At 67.1% G+C, this 20,401-nt stretch carries 20 protein-coding genes and 1 tRNA gene; 13 read left to right on the forward strand and 8 right to left on the reverse strand.

The features are described 5' to 3' along the window. Positions 1 to 54 precede the first annotated feature (54 nt). Entirely contained in the window at positions 55 to 1,293 is a 1,239-nt protein-coding gene (locus tag A5736_RS18840) for a GNAT family N-acetyltransferase (RefSeq protein WP_076247923.1), read from the reverse strand. A gap of 114 nt (positions 1,294 to 1,407) precedes the next feature. Here A5736_RS18840 and A5736_RS18845 point away from each other — a divergent pair, with 114 nt between their 5' ends. Both A5736_RS18845 and A5736_RS18850 read left to right on the forward strand, forming a co-directional pair. Next, positions 1,408 to 2,310, forward strand: a complete 903-nt coding sequence (locus A5736_RS18845) for a DMT family transporter (protein ID WP_369805146.1) — start codon at positions 1,408 to 1,410, stop codon at positions 2,308 to 2,310. Positions 2,311 to 2,423: 113 nt separating this feature from the next. After that, on the forward strand, positions 2,424 to 3,623 hold the full coding sequence (locus A5736_RS18850; RefSeq protein ID WP_076127342.1) for an Ig-like domain-containing protein: 1,200 nt from the start codon (positions 2,424 to 2,426) through the stop codon (positions 3,621 to 3,623). A gap of 28 nt (positions 3,624 to 3,651) precedes the next feature. Here A5736_RS18850 and A5736_RS18855 read toward each other — a convergent pair. Both A5736_RS18855 and orn read right to left on the reverse strand, forming a co-directional pair. Continuing rightward, a tRNA-His gene (locus tag A5736_RS18855) sits at positions 3,652 to 3,727 on the reverse strand. A gap of 35 nt (positions 3,728 to 3,762) precedes the next feature. Next, positions 3,763 to 4,410: an oligoribonuclease gene (gene orn / locus A5736_RS18860; RefSeq protein WP_076127239.1), complete on the reverse strand. Its 648-nt coding sequence runs from the start codon at positions 4,408 to 4,410 to the stop codon at positions 3,763 to 3,765. A gap of 105 nt (positions 4,411 to 4,515) precedes the next feature. Here orn and A5736_RS18865 point away from each other — a divergent pair, with 105 nt between their 5' ends. Then, complete coding sequence (locus A5736_RS18865) at positions 4,516 to 6,069, forward strand: helicase HerA-like domain-containing protein (protein WP_076247925.1); 1,554 nt, start codon at positions 4,516 to 4,518, stop codon at positions 6,067 to 6,069. Between the two features lie 3 nt (positions 6,070 to 6,072). On the opposite strand, the gene cmrA is transcribed toward A5736_RS18865, so the two are convergent. Further along, positions 6,073 to 6,879, reverse strand: a complete 807-nt coding sequence (gene cmrA, locus A5736_RS18870; protein WP_076116326.1) for a mycolate reductase — start codon at positions 6,877 to 6,879, stop codon at positions 6,073 to 6,075. A gap of 42 nt (positions 6,880 to 6,921) precedes the next feature. On the opposite strand from cmrA, the gene A5736_RS18875 reads away from it, so the two are divergent. Next, positions 6,922 to 8,265: an MFS transporter gene (locus tag A5736_RS18875; protein ID WP_076247926.1), complete on the forward strand. Its 1,344-nt coding sequence runs from the start codon at positions 6,922 to 6,924 to the stop codon at positions 8,263 to 8,265. Positions 8,266 to 8,268: 3 nt separating this feature from the next. On the opposite strand, the gene A5736_RS18880 is transcribed toward A5736_RS18875, so the two are convergent. The 4 genes from A5736_RS18880 to A5736_RS18890 all read right to left on the reverse strand — a co-directional run bounded on the left by A5736_RS18880 (position 8,269) and on the right by A5736_RS18890 (position 10,636). Further along, complete coding sequence (locus tag A5736_RS18880; RefSeq protein WP_076127247.1) at positions 8,269 to 8,769, reverse strand: universal stress protein; 501 nt, start codon at positions 8,767 to 8,769, stop codon at positions 8,269 to 8,271. Positions 8,770 to 8,791: 22 nt separating this feature from the next. Beyond that, positions 8,792 to 8,965: a hypothetical protein gene (locus A5736_RS26440; RefSeq protein WP_175611327.1), complete on the reverse strand. Its 174-nt coding sequence runs from the start codon at positions 8,963 to 8,965 to the stop codon at positions 8,792 to 8,794. Between the two features lie 195 nt (positions 8,966 to 9,160). Further along, entirely contained in the window at positions 9,161 to 9,943 is a 783-nt protein-coding gene (locus tag A5736_RS18885) for an MmpS family transport accessory protein (RefSeq protein WP_076127249.1), read from the reverse strand. 36 nt (positions 9,944 to 9,979) lie between these two features. Next, complete coding sequence (locus A5736_RS18890; protein ID WP_076247928.1) at positions 9,980 to 10,636, reverse strand: TetR/AcrR family transcriptional regulator; 657 nt, start codon at positions 10,634 to 10,636, stop codon at positions 9,980 to 9,982. Between the two features lie 130 nt (positions 10,637 to 10,766). On the opposite strand from A5736_RS18890, the gene A5736_RS18895 reads away from it, so the two are divergent. From A5736_RS18895 to A5736_RS18935, 9 genes are all read left to right on the forward strand, one after another. Continuing rightward, on the forward strand, positions 10,767 to 12,404 hold the full coding sequence (locus tag A5736_RS18895) for an AMP-binding protein (RefSeq protein WP_076247929.1): 1,638 nt from the start codon (positions 10,767 to 10,769) through the stop codon (positions 12,402 to 12,404). Positions 12,405 to 12,498: 94 nt separating this feature from the next. Beyond that, positions 12,499 to 13,245 (forward strand): CoA transferase subunit A, encoded by a 747-nt coding sequence (locus A5736_RS18900; protein WP_076127256.1) that lies wholly within the window; start codon positions 12,499 to 12,501, stop codon positions 13,243 to 13,245. Further along, the gene (locus tag A5736_RS18905) at positions 13,242 to 13,886 is read left to right on the forward strand and encodes a CoA transferase subunit B (protein WP_076127259.1); all 645 of its coding nucleotides are present in this window, start codon (positions 13,242 to 13,244) and stop codon (positions 13,884 to 13,886) included. Before A5736_RS18900 ends, A5736_RS18905 begins: the two co-directional genes overlap by 4 nt. Further along, a complete protein-coding gene (locus tag A5736_RS18910) occupies positions 13,883 to 15,466 on the forward strand; it encodes a carboxyl transferase domain-containing protein (RefSeq protein ID WP_076127261.1) in 1,584 nt (527 codons plus the stop codon). Before A5736_RS18905 ends, A5736_RS18910 begins: the two co-directional genes overlap by 4 nt. A gap of 2 nt (positions 15,467 to 15,468) precedes the next feature. Then, a complete protein-coding gene (locus A5736_RS18915) occupies positions 15,469 to 17,457 on the forward strand; it encodes an acetyl/propionyl/methylcrotonyl-CoA carboxylase subunit alpha (RefSeq protein ID WP_076247931.1) in 1,989 nt (662 codons plus the stop codon). Then, positions 17,454 to 18,617 carry an acyl-CoA dehydrogenase family protein gene (locus tag A5736_RS18920; protein WP_076247932.1) on the forward strand — a complete coding sequence of 388 codons (1,164 nt, stop codon included), beginning with the start codon at positions 17,454 to 17,456 and terminating at the stop codon, positions 18,615 to 18,617. The genes A5736_RS18915 and A5736_RS18920 overlap by 4 nt, the downstream gene beginning before the upstream one ends. After that, positions 18,614 to 19,105: a MaoC family dehydratase gene (locus A5736_RS18925; protein ID WP_076127269.1), complete on the forward strand. Its 492-nt coding sequence runs from the start codon at positions 18,614 to 18,616 to the stop codon at positions 19,103 to 19,105. Before A5736_RS18920 ends, A5736_RS18925 begins: the two co-directional genes overlap by 4 nt. Continuing rightward, positions 19,102 to 19,917: a CoA ester lyase gene (locus A5736_RS18930; protein WP_076247934.1), complete on the forward strand. Its 816-nt coding sequence runs from the start codon at positions 19,102 to 19,104 to the stop codon at positions 19,915 to 19,917. Before A5736_RS18925 ends, A5736_RS18930 begins: the two co-directional genes overlap by 4 nt. A 158-nt stretch (positions 19,918 to 20,075) precedes the next feature. Next, on the forward strand, positions 20,076 to 20,401 hold a 326-nt coding region (locus tag A5736_RS18935; RefSeq protein WP_254848404.1), incomplete at its 3' end, for a thiamine pyrophosphate-dependent enzyme.

Consider the following 20,401-nt stretch of genomic DNA (forward strand, 5'->3'; position numbering starts at 1 on the left):
GCGTCCTGCCGCGGAGCGAAATCTCGACCCTTCCAGGGTAGCTGAGACAGCACATTAGAAAAGCGTCCCGCAATACGGTGCTCGTTCGGTACTGAACGCGGCATCCAGCTCGCGTAGGGCACCCCGACGCACCTCGGTGATGCGGTTCGCCCGGACAAGCTCGGAGGCGCGGTGTGCGCCCATATAGAGCGTCCCCAAGTCACCCAGGCTGAGTTCCACGTCCGGGGGCCCTTCGTGCGGCACACACTTGCCCACACCATCGCGGGTCTGCAGGAGAAATCGGCCCCCGGCGAGCTTGAGCGGGTCCACCACTTCCAGCGCGACCTCGGTGTCGGCGAAGTACCCGCGGACACCGAGTGCTTCGGGCACGTCGTTGATGCGTACCCAGAGAAAGTCGTTGACGCCCATGGTTCGAACGGAACGCTGGTCACGAAGTTTGAGCGGCAGCGGGTCATCGACCGGCACGTCGATCTCTATGTCGTCGAACATCTCCAAAACCAGCAACGTCTGCAACAGCTCGGTATGGGCTTCGTCGGTGATGGGGCAGAAGTCTTGCACGACAACGGTTCCCAGCGGTGGCCGAAACCCGTGCTGCGTCTCGGTGATGACGCGATACGTGAGGAAGCCGTCCGGATGAATCGTGCAATTCAGCGCGGATCGGTTGCCGCGCTGCGTTGATCGGTCTTCCAGATAGTCGGCCCACCACGCGTCGTTGCGCTCGACGGCCCCATCGGTTGCGGCGCACCACCGTTCGTAGATTTCGGGCAAATACCGTCGCGCTTGGGCGGCGTTGACCTCGCGGCCCGGGTTATCGCTCGGCGCGTCCCGCAACTTCGCCGAGCGCCGGTCGATTGAATAGGTGCGGCTGTAAGTGGCCACGCCGGCACCGAAGTTGTCATACATCGCGGTTTGGGTCGGCACCCCACACACGATCGGATAGCCGCGCTCCAATAGCTTGCCCAGCCCCTCGGCGCTGAGCTGCGCCCATATTCCCTTGCCCTGATGCGTCGACGCGACGGCGATCATCGACAGCCACGCGGCCCGCAGGCGGGCGCCGCCCGGCACGGTGAGCCGCGAGCGATAGATGATCGACGTCCCTACCAGGAACGGCCGCTGCGGATCGGAGAAATCCTCGGCGACGAGGATGTCCTCCAATTCGACGCGGCGTTTCCAGGCTTCGACGTCCCGCGCGCCCACCGGATCCCCGAAGGCGCGAGCCTGGTTCTCGTAGACCACCTGCCAGTCGGCTTCGGTTGGATGCCTGATCCTGATGGACTCGTCCGTCGTGTTCATCGCTTATCCAATCCGCTTCTACCCCAGCCAAACCCATACCCGAGTGGCTTACCGTCAAACCTCGCCGCACGTCCGACGGGTCAGAACGGCCAGATTTGGGTATGGGATACGGCAATGCTGCAAGGAATCACTCGGCTCGATATCGCCGTTGTGCTTGCGCTGGGTTCCGCGCTGTGCATCGCGATCGGCGACGTGCTGCAGCAACGAGCGGCACACTGCGTCACCGACGGGGCGGTCGGTCACATCGAGTTGTTCGCCAACCTGTTGCGCAGCCGACGATGGTGGTGGGGCACATTGCTGCTCGCGGCGAGCGTCGCGCTGCAGGCGGCCGCGCTGGGCCAGGGATCGGTGCTACTGGTGCAGGCGCTGCTGGTGCTTTCGCTGCTGTTTGCGCTGCCGATCAATGCCAGGCTGTACCACCGCACGGTGAGTGGCGGCGAGTGGATCTGGGCGGGCTTGCTCACTGCCGCGGTGATCGTGATCGTGGTCGTCGGCAATCCGCAGGCCGGTCGTTCGAGCGCGCCGCTGCAAACCTGGGCGGTCGTGGCCGTGGTCCTCGGGCCGCTGTTGGTCGCGTGCGTCGTGGCCGGCCGGGTCTGGGGTGGCTCCGTGGCCGCGGTGCTCTTCGCCTTGGTTTCGGGTTCGCTGTGGGGGGTATTTGCGGTGCTCGCCAAGGAGGTCGTAGCCCGGCTCGGCGATCGGGGATGGGCGGTAACCCAGACTCCCGAGCTCTACGCCCTGCTGCTGGCGGCAGTAGGGGGCGTGGTGTGGAGTCAGGCGGCTTTCCGGGCCGGCCCCTTGACCGCGTCGATGCCGACCTTGCAGATGTCGCAGCCGGTCGTGGCGTCGGTGCTGGGTGTCGTCGTCCTCGGCGAGACGCTGAATGCCGCTGGCGCCGGGCTTGTCGCCCTCTCGGTGGCTGCGCTGGTGACGACGGCGGCCATCGTCAAACTCGCGCGCGTCGAAGCCGTCTCGACCCGCGACGGGGCCCAAATGGAGAATTTGTCGCGATTGTGACGCCCGTCGCCGGTCAATGTCGGCATGGGGAGCGGCCAGAACCCATTAGAATGCATGCACCGATTCTGGTCAGCGGTGACCAAACTCAGCCGATCTTATTGGAAGGCAGCTCGATGATGCCTTTGCGCAGACGCCGATCGTGGCTGCTTGTAGCCATGGTCATGTTTGCTGCGGTCGGTGTTGCCTGCGGCAGCAGCCACACGGCCGCGCCCGCGAAGGTCATCTTCGACAAGGGCACGCCGTTCGCCGATCTGCTGGTGCCCAAGCTCACGTCGTCGGTGTCCGACGGCGCCGTCGGGGTCACCGTGGACGCGCCGGTGACGGTCAGCGTTGCCGACGGGGTGCTCGCGTCGGTCAGCATGGTCAACGAGAACGGCAAGACGATAAACGGGCAACTCAGCCCGGACGGGCTGCGCTGGTCGACCACCGAGCCGCTCGGCTACAACCGGCGCTACACGCTGACCGCGAAGGCGCTCGGGCTCGGTGGTAGCGCGGCGAACCGCCAGATGAGCTTCGCGACCAGTTCCCCCGCCCACCTGACCATGCCCTACGTCTACCCCGCCGACGGCGAGGTGGTGGGCATCGGCCAGCCGGTGGCGATCCGCTTCGACGAGAACATCGCGAATCGCGCAGCGGCGCAGAAGGCCGTCACCATCACGACCAACCCGCCCGTCGAGGGCGCGTTCTACTGGTTGAACAACCGCGAAGTGCGTTGGCGCCCAGAGCATTACTGGAAGCCGGGCACCACCGTTGATGTGGCGGTGAACACCTACGGTGTCGACTTGGGCGACGGGATGTTCGGCGAAGACAACGTCAAGACGCACTTCACCATCGGCGACGAGGTCATCTCGACCGCCGACGACACCACCAAGACGGTGACGGTGCGGGTCAACGGCGAAGTCGTCCGGACCATGCCGACGTCGATGGGCAAGGACAGCACCCCGACGGCCAACGGCGTGTACATCATCGGTGGCCGGTTCAAACACATCATCATGGATTCGTCGACCTATGGGGTTCCGGTCAACTCGCCCAACGGATATCGCACCGAAGTCGACTGGGCCACGCAGATGTCCTACAGCGGCGTCTTCGTCCACTCCGCGCCGTGGTCGGTCGGCGCCCAGGGGCACACCAACACCAGCCACGGCTGCCTGAACGTGAGCCCCAGCAACGCCGAGTGGTTCTACGACCACAGCAAGAGCGGGGACATCGTCGAGGTTGTGCATACCGTCGGCCCGACGCTGCCGGGGACCGAGGGGCTCGGTGACTGGAACGTGCCCTGGCCGGTGTGGAAGGCCGGCAACGCCAACACCTGAGTATGTCGGGGCGCGGGCGCTCCGACTGTGGGGTGGCTGACGGGACTCGAACCCGCGACACCCAGGATCACAACCTGGTGCTCTACCAGCTGAACTACAGCCACCATGGCCGCGCCTAGACGCGCAGCGACTGTCGATACTAGCCGGTTGGTGGCTCGGCGGCCGAATCGATTGGCCCGGCCGCTTGCTCTCCGCCGCCGAGATCGGCGACCACCGCCTCGATTTCGCTGGTAGACGGGCCCGGCTGCGGCACGAATGCGGTCTGCCGGTAGAACTTCAATTCCCGGATGGATTCGTGGATGTCGGCCAGCGCGCGGTGGGATAGCCCCTTGACCGGCTGACCGTAGTAAATGCGCGGGTACCAGCGCCGGCACAGTTCCTTGATCGAGCTGACGTCGATCATCCGGTAATGCAGAAACGAGTCCAGCGCGGGCATGTCGCGCGCGATGAACGAACGGTCGGTGGCGATCGAGTTGCCCGCCAGCGGCGCGGTCTTGGGCTGCTTGACGTGGGTGCCGATGTAATCCATCACCATCGCCTCGGCGGTCGCCAGGTCTACGGTCGATGCCTTCACTTCGTCGACAAGGCCCGAGCGCGAGTGCATTTCGGCGACTACGTCGATCATCGACGACAGCGCGGCGTCGTCGGCGTGAATGACCACGTCGACGCCGTCGCCAAGTATGTTCAGGTCGGCGTCGGTGACCAGGGCTGCGATCTCGATCAACTTGTCCGAACCCAGGTCCAGCCCGGTCATCTCGCAGTCGATCCACACCAATTCGTCGCGCACAGCGCTCAGCGTAGGCGCACGTGGGACCCCGTCGGGCCCTGCCCCCGCTTGCCGACGGGCAGTAGGGTGGTCGGTGCTTAACCAACGACAGAGGGGCGCGGCACGATGAGCACGGAATCGGCGGCGACACCCGCGCAGCGGATCGCGAGCGGTTACGCCGTCAAAGGCCAGGCGTTGGAATTGGGCACGGTCGTGGTCGACGGCACGGCCGACCCGACCGCTCAGATACGCATTCCGCTGGCCACCGTCAACAGGCATGGCCTGGTCGCCGGGGCGACCGGAACCGGCAAGACCAAGACGCTGCAACTGATCGCCGAGCAGCTCAGCGCCGCCGGCGTACCCGTGCTGATGGCCGACGTGAAGGGCGACCTATCGGGCCTGGCCCGGCCGGGGGAGGCAAACGACAGGACCGCAGCGCGCGCGAAAGACACCGGCGACGACTGGGCGGCGACGGGATACCCGGTGGAGTTTCTGTCACTCGGCACCGGCGGAGTGGGTGTGCCGGTGCGCGCGACGGTCGCCAGTTTTGGCCCGATCCTCTTGTCAAAAGTGTTGGGGCTCAACGCTACCCAAGAATCGACGCTGGGGTTGATCTTTCACTGGGCCAAGGACAACAACCGTCCGCTGGTCACCTTGGACCAATTGCGCGCCGCGATCAGCCATCTGGCCAGCGACGAGGGCAAGGCCGACCTGAAATCGTTGGGCGGAGTGTCCTCGACGACGGCAGGTGTCATCCTGCGCGCCCTGGTGAATCTCGCCGGTGAGGGTGGCGACACGTTCTTCGGCGAGCCGAAGCTCGACCCGCAGGATCTTTTGCGCGTCGACGACCACGGCCGCGGCATCATCTCGTTGCCGGAGTTCAGCGGTCAGACTTTGCGCCCGGTCATCTTCTCCACCTTCCTGATGTGGTTACTCGCCGACTTGTTCACCGTGCTGCCCGAGGTCGGTGACGTGGACAAGCCGAAGCTGGTGTTCTTTTTCGACGAGGCGCACCTGCTTTTCACCGACGCGTCCAAGGCGTTTCTCGAGCAGGTCGAGCAGACCGTCAAGCTGATTCGTTCCAAGGGCGTCGGGGTGTTCTTTTGCACGCAGCTGCCCACCGACCTGCCCAACGACGTGCTCTCCCAGCTGGGCGCCCGCGTCCAGCACGCCTTGCGGGCGTTCACGCCGGACGACCAGAAGGCGCTGTCCAAGACCGTGCGCACCTATCCGAAAACCGATGTGTACGACCTGGAGTCGGCGTTGACGTCGTTGGGAATCGGCGAGGCCGTCGTGACCGTGCTCTCCGAGAAGGGCGCACCCACGCCGGTCGCGTGGACGCGCATGCGCGTGCCGCGGTCGCTGATGGCCGCCATTGGCACCGACGCGGTCGCCGCCGCGGCCAAATCCAGTCCGCTGCAGGCCAAATACGGCCAGACGGTTCAACAGCCGGAGCCGCCGCCGCAGGCTGCCCCACCTCAGCAGGCTCAGCGCGGCCAATACGAGCCGCTGCCGTTGCCGGACCAGCTCGACGTGCCGCCGATGCCGGAGCCCTACGAGCCCAAGGGCCCCGCGATGTGGGAGGAAATCCTGAAAAACCCGACGGTGAAAGGCTACGTCAACACCGGCATACGCGAGATAATCCGCAATCTCCTCGGCAGCGGACGGCGTCGGAAGTAGCGACTACCCGCCGCCGAGCTTCTTGTAGAAGCTGCCCACGATCGGGGCGACGATGGCGCGGGGGCCGTACCCGCTCGCAACGGACATGGCCTTCGACGTCAGACCGGGGACGACTCGCATCTTGTTGCGCGCCAACGCATCCAGCGATACCTGGGCGGTGTGCTCGGTGGAGATCCACAAGAAGTCCGGCACCAGCCGCTCGACGAGCGTGGCCTCGGCGTCGTCGGGCAGGTCGGTGCGCACCGGGCCCGGCGCAAGCAGGGTGACATGCACACCGGAACCGCGGAGTTCGCCGCGTATCGATTCGCTGAAGGTGTTCACGAACGCCTTGGTGGCGGCATAGGTCGCGTTGTAGGGGATCGGCGAATTGCCTGCCGCCGAACCGGAAATCAAGATGCCGCCGGCCTTGCGCTCGATCATGCCGGGCAGCACCGCCAGCGTAAGGTCATGCACCCCAAGGACATTGAGCTGCAGCTGCGCCTTCTCGCCGGCCGGGTCGAGGGCCGCGAGCGGGCCGAACGTCGCGGTGCCGGCGTTGGCGCACAGGATCGAGATCGGGCGGGCGGCCAGTTCGTCGCACAGCTTCGCGCGATCCGCCGGGTCGGCAAGGTCGGCCGGTCGCACTTCCACGGTGACGCGATACTTGTCGGCCAGCCGCGCGGCGAGCTCGGTCAGGATGTCCTCGCGCCGCGCCGTGACGATCAAACTGTGGCCGCGCGCGGCGAGCTCGGTCGCCAGCGCTTCGCCGATGTTTTGCGAAGCTCCGGTGACAACGGCGCGCGCGTCAGGGCTGGGCGCGGGTATCGGCATGCGCCAATCGTAGACAGCCCCCCAACACATAGAGTGCCGGGCATGAGTCAGCCGGATTCGGGTTCGGGCACCGTCGCGCGATCCCGAATCGTGGCGTGGGCGCTGTGGGACACCGGATCCACCGGCCTGAACGCGATCGTGACGACCTTCGTGTTCTCCGTCTACCTGACCAGCAGCGTGGGGGTTGGCTTGCCCGGCCCGACGACGCCGGCGAGTTGGTTGGGTCGCGCCGGGGCCGTCGCCGGTCTCACGGTCGCGGTGCTCGCGCCCGTCGTCGGCGTGTGGGTGGAAGCGCCACACCGCCGGCGCGTGGTGCTGAGCGTGTTGACGGCCCTGGCGGTGACGCTGACCTGTTCGATGTTCTTCATCCACGATCGCCCCGGCTATCTTTGGGCCGGGCTGGTGCTGTTGGGGGCGACCGCGGCGTGCGGTGACCTGGCCAGCGTTCCGTACAACGCGATGCTGCGTCAGCTCTCGACGCCGGCGACGGCGGGCCGCATCTCCGGACTCGGTTGGGCGGCAGGCTATCTCGGCAGCGTCGTGCTGCTGGCGGTGATCTATGCGGGATTCATCTCCGGATCTGGCTCCGGCCCGGGCGCGGTGCGCGGGCTGCTACGGCTTCCCGTCGCCGACGGGCTCTACGTCCGGGTGGCGATGCTGGCGGCCGCGGCGTGGCTGGCGGTGCTGGCGCTGCCGTTGCTGCTCGCTGCGCACCGGCTGCCCGATTCGACGCAGGCGCCCCCGCCCGCCGGGCTGCTCGGTGGCTACCGCAAGCTGTGGCGGGAGGTTTCCGCGGAATGGCGACGCGACCGCAACCTCGTCTACTTCCTCGGGGCCAGCGCGCTGTTCCGGGACGGATTGGCGGCGATCTTCGCCTTCGGCGCGGTGCTGGGCGTCAACGTCTATGGCATCTCGCAGGCCAATGTGCTGATCTTCGGCGTCGCGGCCAGCGTGGTGGCCGCGGTGGGCGCCGTCCTGGGTGGGTTCGTCGACCACCGCATCGGATCCAAACCGGTGATCCTCGGGTCGCTGGCGGCGATCGTCGCCATGGCACTCACCCTGATGGTGCTGTCCGGGCCCGTGCCCTTCTGGATATGCGGACTGCTGCTGTGCATGTTCATCGGGCCGTCGCAGTCGTCGGCGCGCGCCCTACTGCTCCAGATGGCCCACCACGGCAGGGAAGGCGTGGCGTTCGGCCTCTACACCATGACGGGACGGGCCGTCGCCTTCCTGGCGCCGTGGCTGTTCTCGGTGTTCGTCGACGCGTTCGGGGCCGTCCGCGCCGGCCTCGGCGGCATCTCACTGGTACTGGTCGCCGGGCTGCTGGGCATGGCGCTGGTTCGGGTCCCGCCGCGCCAACACACAACGGTGAGTAAGACCAGATAACTCTCAGTCGGTGGTGTGGACGAGCAGCACGTCGGTCTTCGCCCTGCGCAAGACGTTTCCGGGCACCGAGCCAAGCCATTTGTCGCTGCGCGTGCCTAGTCCCACGTTGCCGACCACCAACAGATCAGCCTTAACCTCCGCGGCGAGGCGGAACAGCGCGTGTACCGGATCACCCCGAATCGGTCGTGCCTCGATATCCTTCGCTCCGGCCGCCCTGGCTCGGTCCTGGGCCTCCCGCAGGATCGCGTAGATGGCGGCCATTCCGTGCACCTTGTAGTCCCCCTCGTTCCCGAGGGCGACTTCGGCGCGGCCATCAAGCACCCGATCCGGCCGGGCTGGTCTTCCCCAGCCTCCCTTGTCTCCCTTGTTCAGATAAGACAAGTGCGCCATCGCGATGATCAATTTCGCATTATTTTCCGCGGCGAACGCGGCGGCATGGTCCACCGCATGAAACGACGTGTACGAGCCATCGGTGCCGACGACCAGGGTCTGATAGGCGCTCATATTCTCTCCCAGTCATGCGCGTTTACGTGGTGTCTGTAGCGACCTCTTCCTGGGCGTAATGGATCATCCGCTCGCTCAGGCGTACGAGAGGGTCTTCGTGCCCGCTCGGCATGGTGTAGGCCAGCTGGCGCAGCTCGGTGGCGAATTCGCATAGATCCCGCCTTAGAGACGCATCCTTCATAAGACGACTTCCCACGTCTGTGGAGTGTGTGTAATTGAAATTTCCCGACAAATAAGCGCCCTTGGGGTTTTCCCGATTAGACCGCCGCCGGATGCGCTTACGTGCCCCACATACCCCATCTGCCGTGGACGACAAACCCAATTTTCACAATTCCCGATGTGAGTAACTCGCGCAGGCGCAATATGCTGTCCGCCACGGGGTTAGAACGTCCTAGTGCCCGGCGGCGTCGCAGATGGTGATGCCCACTCCGACGCGTTGGGTCACCTGGGCCCCGTCCACCGTGAGCGTGCAGGTGACATTGTGGCCGATGTTGATGATCGTGACGCTGGCCGGATGAGTGGGCGAGCGTGACAGGCTGACCTGCTTGCTCCACGGCAGCGCCACGTTGAACTCCGTCTGTATGACGTCGCCGGTGTCCCAGTAGGTGATGCTGATCGCCCGCCCGTCGCCGTTGACGTCGTAGACGACGCTTTGCATCCCGGCGGGTCCGGTGGTCTCGGTGGGCGTGGCAGAGACGGACGGCGGCGGCAGCGGGTATCGCGACCGCGGCGAGGTCCGCGTGGTCGGGGTGGTGGTTTCCGGGCTCGACCCCGGCATGGCGGGCAGCGGCGGCACGGCGGTCTGTGTTTTGACCGCGCCGTTGGCCAGCACCAGCGCAATTACCAGCGCGACGACCAACAGCACCGCAACGCCGGCGGCGATCAGCAGCCACCGTGGCGACTTCGGGCCTTCCGGCGGCGGGGGACCGGCGCCCTCGGGCGGCAGCTCGCCCGGCGGAGGCTGGCCCTGCTGCCAGTACGCCGGCAACTGATCGGTCGGGCTGGTCTCATTCAGGCTCTGCGTCCATTGCGGGCCATATCCACCGCCATAGGTGGGGGCATACGGCGCCTGCCCGGCGTAGGCCGGATCGACGGGCGCGGTATTCGGCGGGCCGGGCGGTTCGGATCCCGGGAGAGGGGGACTGAACCGCTCCGTCGGGCGTGGATCGTTCATGTCCACCTCATGGCATGCAGGGTACCTGGCGCGACGCTACGGGCTCCGCTCACTGGCCAGCAACGCGGCGACCGTCATCGCCCGCATCACCGCACGTGACCGCGCCACCCCCGTCGCTCGGGTGCGCGAACTTTCGCCCGCCTTCATGCTGTGCGGCGTCGAGTTCAACAAGCCGAAGACGGCGTGCGCCGTCAGCCGGGCATCGGCTTCGGCCCGCCCGGGGTTCAGCTCGCGCAGCACACTCACCCACACCTCTACATACTGGCGCTGGGCTTTGCGCACTTGCTTCTCGGCGGCCTCGGGCAGGTGCGCCAGGTCGCGGTCCTGGATGCGGATCAGGTCCGGTTCGCCCAGCGCGAAGTCGAGATGAAAGTCGATGAGGCCGTCCAGCGCCGAGGCGGCGTCTGGGCTGCGGGCCTTCACATCCCGGGCGCCGGCGAGCAGCCGGGCGCTGATCCCCACCAGCAACTCGACGAGCAGCGATTCCTTGTTGGGGAAGTGCCGATAGATGGCCGGGCCGCTGACGCCGGCGGCCGCGCCGATGTCCTCGAGCCGCACCGCGAGGAAACCGCGCTCGGCGAATAGCCGCTCGGCGGCGGCCAGCAGTTGCAGGCGTCGGTCGGATTTCAACTGGCTGCGGCGATTTCGGCCGTCAGCCGTCCCGGCCCGGCCGTTCGGAACGGACGTCGTCATCACCGGCCCCCGTCCCACTCGGTTAATTGCGACTAACATAGCACGAGTTATCGGTTATTAACTCACGTTTCGGAATGGTCGTCGATGTCGGCGACGGTCTAGGTTGGTAACCGACCGAGCCGGAGGAACCGTGGCAGCAACCGGAGCCGGACACCTGCTGTCCTACGAGCGCGGTCCCAGCGAGCCTCCGCTGCTCGAGACGACCATCGGCGCCAACCTCGCTGCCACGGCCGCTCGGCACGCGCACGCCGAAGCACTAGTCGACGTCTCGGCCGATCGACGCTGGAGTTACGCCGAATTCCTGGTGTCCGTGCGCCGTTTGGCGACGGGGCTGGTGCGGGCGGGGATCGGTGTCGGCGATCGGGTCGGCATCTGGGCGCCGAACCGATGGGAGTGGGTGCTCGTCCAGTACGCGACCGCCGAGATCGGCGCGATCCTGGTGACTATCAATCCCGCCTACCGTGCCGGCGAATTGGAGTATGCGCTCAGGCAATCCGAGGTCGCGATGGTGATCGCCGCTCGGAGCTTCAAGACCGGTGACTACGCCGCGATGCTGGCCGAGGTGGCCCCGGGTTGCCCCCTCCTGCGCGACGTGGTGTTGCTGGACAGCGACCGCTGGAACGAGCTCGCCGATACCGACGCCGACCCCGACACGCTGAACGAGATCGCGGCGGGACTAGACCGAAACGATCCGATCAACATCCAATACACTTCCGGCACAACGGGATATCCGAAGGCCGCCACGCTAAGCCATCGCAACATCCTCAACAACGGCTACCTGGTGGGTAAGCTGCTCGAGTACACCGCCGCGGATCGGATCTGCATCCCGGTGCCCCTCTATCACTGCTTCGGCATGGTGATGGGCAATCTGGCGGCCACCAGTCATGGTGCGGCGATGGTGATTCCGGGGCCCGGCTTCGAACCGGCCGCCACCCTGCGGGCGGTGCAAGCGGAACGGTGCACCAGCCTCTACGGCGTGCCGACGATGTTCATCGCCGAGCTGGGCCTGCCGGAATTCGCCGACTACGAGCTGCGCAGCCTGCGCACCGGGATCATGGCGGGCTCGCCCTGCCCGATCGAGGTGATGCGCGAAGTGATCGAACGCATGCACATGCCGGGCATCTCGATCTGCTATGGCATGACCGAAACATCGCCCGTCTCTTGCCAGACCCGCACCGGCGACTCGCTGGAACGGCGCGTCGGCACCGTCGGGCGGGTGGGGCCGCATCTGGAGGTCAAGGTGGTGGACCCGGCCACCGGTGCGACCGTGCCCCGCGGCGTAGCCGGCGAGTTTTGCACCCGGGGCTACTCGGTGATGGCCGGCTATTGGCGCGACCCCGAGCGGACCGCGGAGGTCATCGACGTCGATGGCTGGATGCACACCGGCGATCTGGCCGCCATGGACGCGGACGGATATGTCCGGATCACGGGCCGGATCAAGGACATCGTCGTTCGCGGAGGAGAGAACATCTCGCCGCACGAGATCGAGGAATTCCTGCATACCCATCCCGACATCGTCGACTGCCATGTCATCGGGGTGCCGGATGAAAAGTACGGGGAGGAGCTCATGGCCGTGGTCATGCTGCGCGACGGCGCGGACCTGCTCACCGGCGAGCGCCTGCGGGAATTCTGCACCGGCCGAATCGCCGGGTTCAAGATCCCGCGGCATCTGTGGATCGTCGACCAGTTCCCCATGACGGTCACCGGCAAGGTCCGCAAAATCGAGCTGCGGCAGCGAGCCGTCGAGCACCTCCACGACCAGGCCTGAGCTCCCTGGACGCGACGGTACGGGTAATGGTATTCTCACCCAGTTAATGAAAATTAACTGAAATCGGCTGGCGCGGCGAGGAGGCATTGCGGCAATGGACAAGGTGTTCGCGACCGCTGCCGAGGCAGTGGCGGACATCGCCGACGGGTCGTCGTTGGCGGTGGGGGGATTCGGGGTCTGCGGCATCCCCGAAGCGCTGATCGTTGCGCTGGTCGATAGCGGTGTCACCGATCTTGAGACGGTGTCGAACAATTGCGGCATCGACGGCGCCGGGCTTGGGTTGCTGTTGCAGCACAAGCGGATTCGGCGGACCACCGGGTCCTACGTGGGCGAAAACAAGGAGTTCGCCCGCCAATTCCTCTCCGGTGAGCTCGAAGTGGAACTCAACCCGCAGGGCACGCTCGCGGAGCGGCTACGCGCCGGCGGCATGGGAATTCCGGCGTTCTACACGCCGGCCGGGGTCGGCACGCAAATCGCCGACGGCGGGTTGCCCTGGCGCTACGACGCATCAGGAGAGGTGGCCGTGGTGTCGCCGGCCAAGGAGACCCGCGAGTTCGACGGCGTCACCTACGTTCTCGAGCGCTCGATCCGCACCGACTTTGCCCTGGTGCACGCCTGGAAGGGTGATCGCCACGGCAACCTGGTCTACCGCGAAGCGGCGGCGAACTTCAATGCCGACTGCGCGGCGGCCGGACGGATCACCATCGCCCAGGTCGAACACCTCGTCGAGCCCGGAGAAATCGACCCCGCCACGGTCCATACCCCGGGTGTCTTCGTCCAGCGGGTGGTGCACGTGCCCAATCCCACCAAGCTGATCGAGAAAGAGACGGTGCGGCCATGAGCTGGAGCAGAGACGACATGGCCGCCCGCATCGCCGCGGAGTTCGAAGACGGCCAATACGTCAACCTGGGCATCGGGATGCCCACCTTGATCCCCAACCACATCCCCGAGGGTGTGCACGTGATCCTGCACTCGGAGAACGGGATTCTGGGCGTCGGGCCGTACCCCAAGCGCGAGCAGCTCGACCCCGACCTGATCAACGCCGGCAAGGAAACGGTCACCACGCTTCCCGGGGCGGCGTTCTTCTGTTCCTCAACGTCATTCGGGATCATCCGCGGCGGGCACCTCGATGTCGCGGTGTTGGGCGCCATGCAGGTCTCGGCCACCGGCGACCTGGCCAACTGGACAATCCCGGGAAAGATGATCAAGGGCATGGGCGGGGCGATGGACTTGGTGCACGGCGCCCGCAAGGTGATCGTGATGATGGAGCATGCCGCCAAGGACGGCAGCCCCAAGATCCTCGAGCGCTGCACGCTGCCGCTGACCGGGGTCGCCTGCGTGAATCGCATCGTCACCGAGCTCGCGGTCATCGACATCTGCGACGATGGCCTGCACCTGATCGAGACCGCCCCCGGCGTCTCGGTCGAGGAAGTCATCGCCAAGACCCAACCGCCCCTTACGATTCGAGCGGCCGCACAGTGACCTCCCTGACGGCCGCGCCGTCCTTCGCCGATGAGCACCGCAGGCTGGTCGCGGAGCTGAATTCGAAGCTTGCCGCCGCGGCCCTCGGCGGCAACGAACGCGCGCGGGAGCGTCACGTCAGCCGCGGCAAGCTGCTGCCCCGCGAACGGGTGGACCGACTGCTCGATCCGGGCAGCCCGTTTTTGGAGTTGTCCCCGCTGGCGGCGGGCGGCATGTACGACGACGAGTCGCCCGGCGCCGGGATCATCACCGGGATCGGCCGGGTGTCGGGGCGCGAGTGTGTGATCGTGGCGAACGACGCGACGGTCAAGGGCGGCACCTATTACCCGATGACGGTCAAAAAGCACCTGCGCGCACAGGAAGTCGCGCTGCAGAACCGGTTGCCCTGCATCTACCTCGTCGACTCCGGCGGGGCCTTCCTGCCGCGGCAGGACGAAGTGTTTCCCGACCGGGAGCATTTCGGGAGGATCTTCTACAACCAGGCGACCATGAGCGCCAAGGAAATTCCGCAGGTCGCGGCGGTCCTCGGCTCGTGCACGGCCGGCGGCGCCTACGTGCCGGCGATGAGCGACGAGGCCGTCATCGTCCGCGAGCAGGGCACGATCTTCCTCGGCGGCCCACCCCTGGTCAAGGCGGCCACCGGCGAGATCGTCTCGGCCGAAGAGCTCGGCGGCGGCGACCTGCATTCGCGGGTGTCTGGTGTCACCGACCACCTCGCGGACGACGACGAGCACGCGCTGCGGATCGTCCGCGCGATCGCGGCCACCTTCGCGCCGCGCGAGCCCAGCCAATGGGAGGCGCGGCCCTCCATCGAGCCCACACATGCCCAGTCCGAGCTCTACGACGTCGTACCGCCGGATCCGCGGGTGCCCTACGACGTACACGAGGTCATCGTGCGGTTGGTCGACGGCAGCGAATTCAGCGAATTCAAGGCCAACTACGGCAAGACCCTAGTGACCGCGTTCGCGCGCATCCACGGCCATCCCGTCGGCATCATCGCCAACAACGGCGTGCTGTTCAGCGAATCCGCTTTGAAGGGCGCGCATTTCATCGAGCTGTGCGACAAGCGCAAGATCCCGCTGCTGTTCCTGCAGAACATCGCCGGGTTCATGGTCGGCCGCGACTACGAGGCCGGGGGCATCGCGAAGCACGGCGCCAAAATGGTCACCGCCGTGGCATGCGCGCGGGTGCCCAAGCTGACCGTCGTGATCGGCGGATCCTATGGCGCGGGCAACTATTCGATGTGCGGGCGCGCGTATTCACCGCGCTTCCTGTGGATGTGGCCCAACGCGCGGATCTCGGTAATGGGCGGCGAGCAGGCCGCGTCCGTATTGGCCACCGTGCGCGGCGAGCAACTCGCCGCGTCGGGCAAACCGTGGTCACCCGGCGACGAGGAGGCGTTCAAGGCGCCGATCCGCGAGCAGTACGAGGACCAGGGCAACCCGTACTACTCCACCGCTCGCCTCTGGGACGACGGGATCATCGATCCGGCCGACACCAGAACATTTGTCGGGCTTGCCCTTTCGGTGTGCGCGCACGCGCCGCTGGAACCGGTCTCCTACGGCGTCTTTCGGATGTGACGATGTTCGAGACCGTGTTAGTGGCCAACCGCGGCGAGATCGCCGTGCGCGTGATCCGGACCTTGCGCCGGCTGGGTATCCGGTCGGTCGCCGTCTACAGCGATCCCGACGCCGCCGCACGGCACGTGCTGGAGGCCGACGAGGCGGCGCGGCTGGGGCCCGCGGCGGCGCGCGAGAGCTACCTCGACATCTCCCGCGTGTTAGACGCGGCGGCGCGCACCGGATCGCAGGCGATCCACCCGGGCTACGGGTTCCTTTCCGAGAACGCCGATTTCGCGGCCGCGTGCGAACGCGCCGGGGTGGTGTTCCTGGGCCCGCCGGCGCGGGCGATCCAGGTGATGGGCGACAAGATCACCGCGAAGAACGCGGTCGCCGCCTTCGACGTGCCCGTGGTGCCCGGGGTGGCCCGGCCGGGCCTGGCCGACGACGAGCTCGTCGCGGCGGCCGACGAGGTCGGCTATCCGGTCTTGATCAAACCGTCGGCCGGCGGGGGCGGCAAGGGCATGCGATTGGTCGACGACCCGGCCCGGCTGCGCGAGGCGCTGCTAAGCGCGCGCCGGGAGGCGGCCTCCTCGTTCGGCGACGACACGTTGTTCCTGGAACGATTCGTGTTGCGGCCCAGGCACATCGAGGTGCAGGTCCTCGCCGATGCGCACGGCAACGTGATCCACCTCGGCGAGCGCGAGTGCAGCCTGCAGCGGCGCCACCAGAAGGTCATCGAGGAAGCGCCCTCGCCGCTGCTCGATCCCGAGACCCGGGCGCGGATCGGCGCGGCGGCCTGCAACACTGCGCGCAGCGTGGATTACGTCGGCGCGGGCACGGTGGAGTTCATTGTGTCCGCCGACCGGCCGGACGAATTCTTCTTCATGGAGATGAATACCCGTCTGCAGGTTGAACATCCGGTCACCGAGGAGGTCGCCGGGCTGGATTTGGTCGAGTGGCAGTTGCGGGTGGCGGCCGGCGAGAAGCTGGCGTTCGCGCAGGACGACATCGAGCTGCGCGGGCACGCGATCGAGGCCCGGGTGTACGCGGAAGACCCGGCGCGCGGATTCCTGCCCACCGGCGGGCGGGTGTTGCAGGTCTTCGAGCCCGCGGGCACGGGGGTGAGGGTGGACTCGTCGTTGTTGGCCGGGACGGTCGTGGGCAGCGACTACGACCCGATGCTGAGCAAGGTCATCGCCTTCGGCGCCGACCGCGACGAGGCCCTGGCGCGACTCGACCGGGCGCTCGCGCAGACCGCCGTCCTGGGTGTGCAAACCAACGTCGAGTTCCTGCGTTTTCTGCTTGCCGACGAGCGGGTGCGCGCCGGTGACCTGGACACCGCGCTGCTGGACGAGCGGCTGGCCGACTTCGCGCCGCTGCCCGCCCCCGACGACGTGCTCGCCGCGGGCGGCCTGTTCCGGCAGTGGGGGTTGGCCCGTCGCGCCAACGGCGACCTGTGGGCGGCGCCGACGGGATGGCGCGTCGGCGGCAATGCCGCGCCGGTGCGCACCGCGATGCGCACCCCGCTGCGCACCGAGACGGTGTCGGTTTGGGGGCCGCCCGAGGCCGCGGCGGTCCAGGTCGGTGACGGTGAGAAGTCTTCCGCGAGTGTGCAAGTCGAGCGATCGCTGCTGAGCGTCACGCTGGATGGCCTGCGCCGCGATTACCGGTGGGCCGAGGCCGACCGGAACCTGTGGATCGCCGACGAGCGCGGAACCTGGCACCTGCGGGAGGCCGAGGAGCAAAAGATCCATCGTGCGGCCGGCGCGCTGCAGGCGGAGATTGTCAGCCCGATGCCGGGCAATGTGATCGCCGTCCAGGTGGATTCCGGTGCCGAGGTCTCTGAAGGCGACGTCGTCGTGGTCGTCGAGGCGATGAAGATGGAACATTCACTGAGCGCGCCGGTTTCGGGACGAGCCGAGGTGCTGGTTTCGGTGGGCGACCAGGTGTCAGTGGACCAGATTTTGGCCCGGCTGATTCCGGACGAAGAGAGTAAGGACGAGGCATGACCACAATCACCGCGGGGACTTTGCCCAAGGAATACGAGGATCTCCGCGACACCGTTGCCGACTTCGCGCGCACCGTCGTTGCGCCGGTGTCGGCCAAACACGATGAGGAGCACAGCTTCCCGTACGAGGTTGTTGCGAAGATGGGCGAAATGGGGTTGTTCGGGCTGCCGTTCCCGGAGGAATACGGCGGCATGGGCGGCGACTACTTCGCCCTGGCACTGGCCCTCGAGGAGCTCGGCAAGGTCGACCAATCCGTGGCGATCACGCTGGAAGCCGGGGTAGGTCTCGGCGCGATGCCGATCTACCGATTCGGCACCGAGGAGCAGAAGCAAACGTGGCTGCCCGACCTGACCGCCGGGCGGGCGCTAGCCGCTTTCGGGCTCACCGAGCCGGGTGCGGGGAGCGACGCCGGCGGCACGCGCACGACAGCCCGGCTCGAGAACGGGGAGTGGGTGATCAACGGCAGCAAGCAATTCATCACCAACTCGGGCACCGACATCACGTCACTGGTCACCGTCACCGCGGTCACCGGAACCATCGCCGAGAACAAAAAAGAAATCTCGACGATCATCGTGCCCAACGGCACACCGGGATTCACCGTCGAGCCGGTCTACAACAAGGTCGGCTGGAACGCGTCGGACACCCATGGGCTGACGTTCGCCGACGCGCGCGTCCCGGAGGAGAACCTGCTGGGCGCCCGCGGGACCGGCTACGCCAACTTCCTGTCCATCCTGGACGAGGGGCGGATCGCGATCGCCGCTCTGGCCACCGGGGCCGCGCAGGGCTGCGTGGACGAGAGCGTCAAGTACGCCAAGGAACGCCAGTCGTTCGGCCAACCGATCGGCTCCTACCAGGCGATCAGCTTCAAGATCGCGCGGATGGAAGCCCGAGCACATGTTGCGCGCACGGCATACTACGAGGCGGCCGCAAAGATGTTGGCGGGCAAGCCCTTCAAGAAGGAGGCTGCGATCGCGAAGATGATCTCCTCGGAGGCGGCCATGGACAACGCGCGCGACGCCACCCAGATTCACGGCGGCTACGGCTTCATGAACGAGTATCCGGTGGCGCGTCACTACCGCGACAGCAAGGTGCTCGAAATCGGGGAGGGCACTACCGAGGTGCAGCTGATGCTCATCGCGCGATCGCTGGGGCTTTCATGACTGACAAGTCAATCGTCCAGCGGGGCTTGTGGTTCGAGGAATTCGAGATCGGCACGACATACCTGCATCGGCCCGGCCGCACCGTCACCGAGGCCGACAACGTGCTGTTCACCACGCTGACCATGAACACCCAATCCCTGCATCTCGATGCGGCCTGGGCGGCCGAGCAGCCCGGCTTTCGCGGTGAGCGGCTGGTGAACTCGATGTTCACCCTCTCGACGCTGGTCGGGCTGTCGGTCGCGCAGCTGACGCTGGGCACCATCGTGGCCAACCTCGGCTTCTCCGAGGTGTCGTTCCCCAAGCCCGTCTTCCACGGCGACACCCTCTACGCCGAGACCGTGTGCACCGGCAAGCGCGAATCGAAGAGCCGGCCCCGCGAAGGCATCGTCACCCTCGAGCACACCGGGCGTAACCAGGACGGCGACGTCGTCGCGCGCGCGGTGCGCACCACGCTCGTGCAGAAACGGCCGGCCGAGGAGACCCAATGAACCTGCGCGCCACCGGCCCGGCGTGGCTGTTCTGCCCGGCCGACCGGCCCGAGCGTTTCGCCAAAGCTGCGGCCGCCGCGGACGTGGTGATCCTCGACCTCGAGGACGGCGTCGCCGAGGGCGACAAGCCCGCGGCCCGCAAGGCCCTGCGCGAGACCCCGCTGGACCCCGAGCGCACCGTGGTGCGCATCAACGCCGCGGGCACCGACGAGCAGGCCCGCGATCTCGATGCCCTGGCCGAGACCGCTTACACGGCCGTGATGCTGTCCAAGACCGAATCGGCCGCACAGGTGACCGCGCTCGCGCCGCGCGAGGTCGTCGCACTGGTGGAAACCCCGCGAGGCGCGGTGTTCGCCGCCGAAATTGCCGCGGCCGAGGGCACCGTGGCGATGATGTGGGGGGCCGAGGACCTCGTTGCCACGCTGGGCGGCAGCTCCAGCCGTCGGCCCGACGGCACCTATCGGGACGTCGCCCGCCACGTTCGGTCCACAATCCTGCTCGCGGCGTCCGCGTTCGGCCGGATCGCGCTCGACGCCGTGCATTTGGACATCGGCGACATCGAAGGCCTGCGGGCCGAGGCGGACGATGCCGTCGCGGTGGGCTTCGGCGGGACCGTCTGCATCCATCCGACCCAGATCCCGGTGGTGCGCGAGGCCTATCGCCCCAGCGAGGAGAAGCTGGACTGGGCGCGAAGGGTTTTGGCGGCGGCGCGGACCGAGCGGGGGGTGTTCGCGTTCGAAGGCCAGATGGTCGACTCGCCGGTACTCAAGCACGCGGAAATGATGCTGAGGCGGGCCGGCGAGCCCGCCTGAACCGGGCGCGACACGTTCGCTGCGAATCCGCGATCAACCAGGTCTCTTCGCGTTTGAGCGCATAATGGAAAGTGCGCCAGTGTCGCGGCGAGCGGAGCCTTTCGTGCAGCTGGTTTGCTGACCTGACCCGTCACGCGGCCCTGAGCAAGGGAGGCGTTATGGCGGATATGTCTCGGATGCCGATGACCGTCGACCTCGAGCCGGTGCAGCTGATCGCCGCGGACGGCACGCCGACCGCCGAACGCCGCTACAGCCGCGACCTTCCCGCCGAGACGCTGTGCTGGCTCTACGAGACGGTGGTCGTCACCCGGGAGCTGGACACCGAATTCGTCAACCTGAAGCGCCAAGGCCAGTTGGCGTTGTTCGCATCGTGCCGTGGCCAGGAAGCCGCCCAGGTCGGCGCGGCGGCCTGCCTGCGCAAAACCGACTGGCTGTTTCCCCAGTATCGCGAGTTGGGCGCGTTCTTGGCGCGCGGCATCCCGCC

Origin of the sequence: Mycobacterium sp. SP-6446 (assembly GCF_001954045.1) — a bacterium.
Classification (GTDB): Bacteria; Actinomycetota; Actinomycetes; order Mycobacteriales; family Mycobacteriaceae; genus Mycobacterium.